General features: G+C 31.6%; 5 protein-coding genes and 1 CRISPR repeat array. All 5 genes read right to left on the reverse strand.

Going from position 1 to position 5,306, the window contains the following annotated elements:
• The first annotated feature begins 7 nt into the window (after positions 1-7).
• A CRISPR array of direct repeats spans positions 8-305; the repeat unit is 30 nt; unit sequence GTTTCAATTCCTTATAGGTAATCTAGTAAC.
• Between the two features lie 185 nt (positions 306-490).
• Positions 491-1,210 (reverse strand): radical SAM protein, encoded by a 720-nt coding sequence (locus BLV68_RS11635; protein WP_093754010.1) that lies wholly within the window; start codon positions 1,208-1,210, stop codon positions 491-493.
• A complete protein-coding gene (locus tag BLV68_RS11640; protein WP_093754012.1) occupies positions 1,207-2,703 on the reverse strand; it encodes a YjjI family glycine radical enzyme in 1,497 nt (498 codons plus the stop codon). The genes BLV68_RS11635 and BLV68_RS11640 overlap by 4 nt, the downstream gene beginning before the upstream one ends.
• Before the next feature lie 351 nt (positions 2,704-3,054).
• Positions 3,055-3,954: a class I SAM-dependent methyltransferase gene (locus tag BLV68_RS11645; RefSeq protein ID WP_093754014.1), complete on the reverse strand. Its 900-nt coding sequence runs from the start codon at positions 3,952-3,954 to the stop codon at positions 3,055-3,057.
• Between the two features lie 376 nt (positions 3,955-4,330).
• A complete protein-coding gene (locus BLV68_RS11650) occupies positions 4,331-4,543 on the reverse strand; it encodes a LexA family protein (protein ID WP_159428687.1) in 213 nt (70 codons plus the stop codon).
• Positions 4,544-4,742: 199 nt separating this feature from the next.
• On the reverse strand, positions 4,743-5,204 hold the full coding sequence (locus tag BLV68_RS11655; protein ID WP_093754018.1) for a hypothetical protein: 462 nt from the start codon (positions 5,202-5,204) through the stop codon (positions 4,743-4,745).
• Positions 5,205-5,306: the final 102 nt, after the last annotated feature.

Here is a 5,306-nt window from a genome sequence, read left to right on the forward strand (position 1 = left end):
AGGAGAAGTTTCAATTCCTTATAGGTAATCTAGTAACGAGGAGGGAGAAAATGAGGTTTAATTGCGAGATAGAGTTTCAATTCCTTATAGGTAATCTAGTAACTTAAGAGTAGATTCAATTAAATACTATACAAGAAAACGTTTCAATTCCTTATAGGTAATCTAGTAACAAGAGACTTCAATGGATAGATGGGACATATATTGACTCGTTTCAATTCCTTATAGGTAATCTAGTAACACGCTACATATGGTATTGCTGTTGGTGCAGCTAAGGCGTTTCAATTCCTTATAGGTAATCTAGTAACCCATTTTCTACATTGATATTACTACGTTTTTCATTTTTTGTCAAATGGGAATTTTCTAAATTTTGGATAGTTGATTTTTTAATAGTTTGCTCGATAGTATTGAAATATACACATTTGTTAAAAATTACAAAATGTCGTCGACCTCCAGGGGTTTTTACACTATTGGAGATCGACGACATTTTATCTTAGCTCATTTTGACTTTTTTAAAACCGATTTTTAGCGCTATTTCTTTTAATCTATTCATATACTCATCAGTTGGACTACTAGTATCTTTTAGCCTTCCTATGACACCATGGTTCCTAAATTTTATTAGTCTTAAATTAGTACTATTAATTTTCTCCCCAATGCTAGCCTTTATTCCTTTTAATATTTCTTCAGTATCTACTACTTCTTCAATACATACAATTCTTATTTCTTCGAGTTTATCAACATCTGCTAAAAATCTTAAATTCTTTTTTACAATTTTATTGCTTCCACCTGTTAATCTTTTAAATTTTTCTTCATCCCAAGCCTTTACATCAATCATAACGCCATTACTTACTTTCATAAGTCCTGGATATTTAGATAAATCTATGGTTCCATTAGTATCGATTAGACAGGATAATCCTGCCTTTCTTCCTAAAGTAAACAATTCCGTTAAAAATTCAGGATATAAAATACATTCTCCTCCTGAGGCGGTAATTCCTCGGATAAATGGTATGTTCTTCTCTACTTCTTTAAATACTTCTTCCGCTGTCATCCACTTTATTTCTTTAGAAGAAAGTTCTGTATATATTTTTTGCGTTTCAGGATTATGGCAATAAGCACATTTAAGATTACAACCTTGTAAAAATATTGCAGTACGATTCCCTAATCCATCTACTAAGCTATGGGCAATTATTCTTCGAATGGGAGCCTTTATCATACTCCTCTAACCTTTCTATCTTTTAATTTATTGTTTTCATAATTTGAAGTTCCTAAATGGGTAGTATTTTGTAAAACTACCTCACCGTTCTTATATTTCTCCATTTCACTTCTCTTCACAAGGTACCCAGTTATTCTAACCAAATCTCCATTTTCTTCGTAAAAGCTTAAATATTTAACCCCCAGATTAAAAGCTCCTTTAACTATATCCAACATTGCTGAAGGATTATTCCTTGCTGTAATTTCCATAGGGAATATATCGCTGCATCCAGTAGTTATCAGTTTATGGAATCTAGCACTATGTCGAAGATGATCTGATATATTCTCTGGCTCTTCCCCAATAGGAATTCTTACTCCTGCTGTGATCCCTTTATCGTAGTCCATGCCCACCTGCGCATGAATCATAAAACGCCCATCGGTAATAATTGAATATTCTGCTGGGAACGTCTCAACAAAATCGTTTATAGCATGCATAATTCTATCTGCTAAATCATCAGCTTCACCATCTCGTCCATAGCGTTTCCCTTCTTCTTTCATTAGGATATTAGTACAATCTGCCAAACCTACAATCCCAAACATTCCTATGAACCTATCCTTATGGATGAGTCCTTCTTTGACTAAAAAGGAACTTTCGAAAAAACCAGATTCCTCCACTAAGAAACGAATCCTTTCATTCATATAATCTCCCATAGCTTGGAGACATTCAGGTAGTATAGTATCAAAGAAATGATCAATATTTTTTGCAAGCTTAGCCATATTCGGTAACACTAATCTTGAAAGGGTATAAGCTCCTCCTCCGATAGGCAATATATTGTAACAGCTCGCTATCCCATAATCAGTAGGATAGATATCCTCATTCAATTTGTGATTACACATGGCAGGTTTTGCACAGAATAAGCTGGTATATAGAGCTAACTCTGCTATCTCATCAGAAGTAATATCTGGATCATATTTGAAGGTAAGATTTGGTACTGCATTTTGCAATTCCCTTTCTACTTCTAAAATAAGTCTTCCAGCTCGAGTATCCCCTGGGCCTAAATTAGCATGGCAAAAGCTATCTGTAATAGTTCTATCAATATAGTTTAAAAATAATTTTAATTTTTTCTTAACATCTTCATCGCTAAATCCTTCAATGAATGGATCAATCATCCTGTCCAAATTCCCTAGGTAAACTGGAAAACTTGTTATGGAAGGAACATGTCTATACAAAATCATTAAGACATATAATAATTCATCTAAGTCTTCTGGAGGGTCTATCTGTAAAAAGCTGCTGCCTTCCCTAATAAATTTGTCATAATCAGGCAGTATATATCGAGGCCTATAAGGAGCATTACCTTCAAATAGATTATCTATTGCATTTTGCTCAAAATAATACTTGGTTTTTTCGGATATGTGGAGCACATTTAATGTGTCTTCTGCTGCATGTGCTAAAGAAAGCACTTTCTGTTCATAGGTAAGGTTTCGAGATTTTACCAATTCTAACATATCAGTCATTTTACATCATCCCTTTTAAATAAAATGTAATAATTTATATATTTTATTCTATAAATAAAATAATTCACTTTTCTATAATTTTATCATCTCATTCTCTACCCCGATATTACTATGTTTCTCATTTTTTGTCAATTGAGCCTTTCTAAATCTAATATATAATCCTCCTTCAACATTTCTTGATATCTACTGAAATATAAAAGAAGCTTATCGGCTATAAATCTCATGTGTGATAAACTTTGTCCAACTATTTCAGAAATTTAGACTCCAAAAAAACTATAAGCTTTATGTTATAAATTTTCATGCTTAGTGATTAACCAATGAACAAATTACCTACCCCGCCTCCTACTACTCTTACTTAACAGTTCCAGAAACTATTTGAATCATCGTAATTATATAATCCCAAATATTTACTCCATTTTTTATGAAACCAATTCGTTTATCGAATCTATTATTAATCAATTGTTGTAATTCATCCAACTCCATATCTGTCAATCTATTGTTATTTTGTTTTTGTGCCATTTCAACACTTTCCAACATCTGTTGTTCTTCTGCTTCTACAATTGCAATTTTCTCATTAAAACTATTTCTATAATCATCAATAGCAACAGGAACTGCAATAGCATCTATTTGAATATTTATTAATCCTACCTCCTCAAATAATTTTGGCAATCCAATAGGATCAGGCCAATACATCCCAACACCATACTTTTCATTTTGATCATTAACATCTGGAAACAATTTATCAAGTAGTTCCCTTTCACGTTCACTTTGCTTAGGTAATTCATTAGGTTCAGTTTTTATGTACTTATCAGGTCTTGCATACATTACACTAATTCTTCCACCTGGCTTAGTTATCCTTTTCTGTTCCAATAAGAATTCTCTATTAGAAACATGTTCTATTACAGTATATGATATACAGGCATCAACTGAATCATCCTCTATAGGTAGTGAGAGTGCATCCCCTTCATAATAACTTACATTGTTCAAACCTATTTCTTCTGCTACTTTCTTTGCATGTTCGATAAAATTTGAATCACGGTCTATTCCTATAATCTTCGAGTTTTCTCCAAGCCGCTTTGACAACTTTCTTGTTATCACACCAGGCCCACATCCCACATCAACAACTGCCATTCCCTCTTTTACCCCTAGTAGATTAAGAAAAAGCTCTTTTCTATCATCTCTAAATCTTAACTCTCTGCTCGATTCAAGATTTAAAATACTTTGAATCTTATTAGACCACAATGTATTCATAATCCTACTCCTTTGTCATATGATAGTGCTATAGAGATAATAATTGTAGCGCTAGAAGTAAACTGTTCCCGAACTATCTCTAAAATTAAATTATGTAAATCATCCTAGTAAAAATAAAAAACCTTGTAATTATTATAATTACAAGGCATAATTGGCGCACCCGGAGGGACTCGAACCCCCGACCAACTGATTCGAAGTTAGGATAAGCCTTTTTTAGTGTATTTTAGGTATAAATAGAACCTCTAATTTTGCACATTTTATATAGAATATGCTTTATACAGTCTTAAATTTTGGGGACATTTTTTACAATTCTGTCCCCAACCTGTCCCCAGCATTTCCTATAGTAACCTATGGATGTCAAATGAACGAACATGATCTATGCATCTTGTATTACTCTCAATGCTCTCGGACTTTTTTCTTTTCTTTCAATATATCCTTTTTGCTCTAACCTGCTTAAATATCTATGAACTGTACTTGTGGACTTAAAACCTACAATTTCACTTAACTCTCTTATAGAAGGACTAAATCCATTTTCATCTATGTATTTTACGATAGCATCAAATAGTTTAGATTCTTTTTCATTTAGCATGGTCATTCCCCCTTTAAACATATTATATACGAACGTAAGTTCTGTGTAAAGGGATTAAATAAAAAAGGTAGGATTTTGCTTCCCTACCTCTATTTATACCATATATAATTCTGATCTCTCTACATTCTTAGGGAACATTTGATAGTTTAACAAGGAAAAATCAAAATCATTAACAATGATATTTTTAATCTTTTTCATATTAGCCAATAATTTTTACAAGTATTGCTGTTATTACAGATGTAATTATTGGAGCCATAATATATGATTTCCAAAAACTACTCCTTTTATCTATATTATCAACATCTGTTTTTATTTCTCCGACTTCTCTATTTAGCTTATTTAAACTATCTATTACATTATCTAGTTTATTACTTAACATATCTATTTTCTTATCATATTTATCATCTAACTTAACTAAATGATCCAAAATTCTATCTATATCCATATTATAACCTCCAAATTGGGTGGAACTATTTAAAGATTCCTCATATAAATTATATATGTCTTTAACACATTTTATGTACCCAGCATTATAAAATCCATTAAGTAACAACCTAAGTGATTTATTGTCCAAGATATACACTTGACTAGAATCTTTATTATAAGTTACATATTTATAATCCATATTATTTTTTACTATATATTCTTCTACAGTAGCCATTAATTATTCCTCCAATAAATTAAGGCTTTTTAAGAAATTATCACTAACGTTTATTTCTCCAAAGTTTTCTTCATATTGTTTAATATTTTTTTCAAGAATCAT

It is taken from the genome of Tepidimicrobium xylanilyticum, from assembly GCF_900106765.1.
Taxonomy (GTDB): Bacteria; Bacillota; Clostridia; order Tissierellales; family Tepidimicrobiaceae; genus Tepidimicrobium; species Tepidimicrobium xylanilyticum.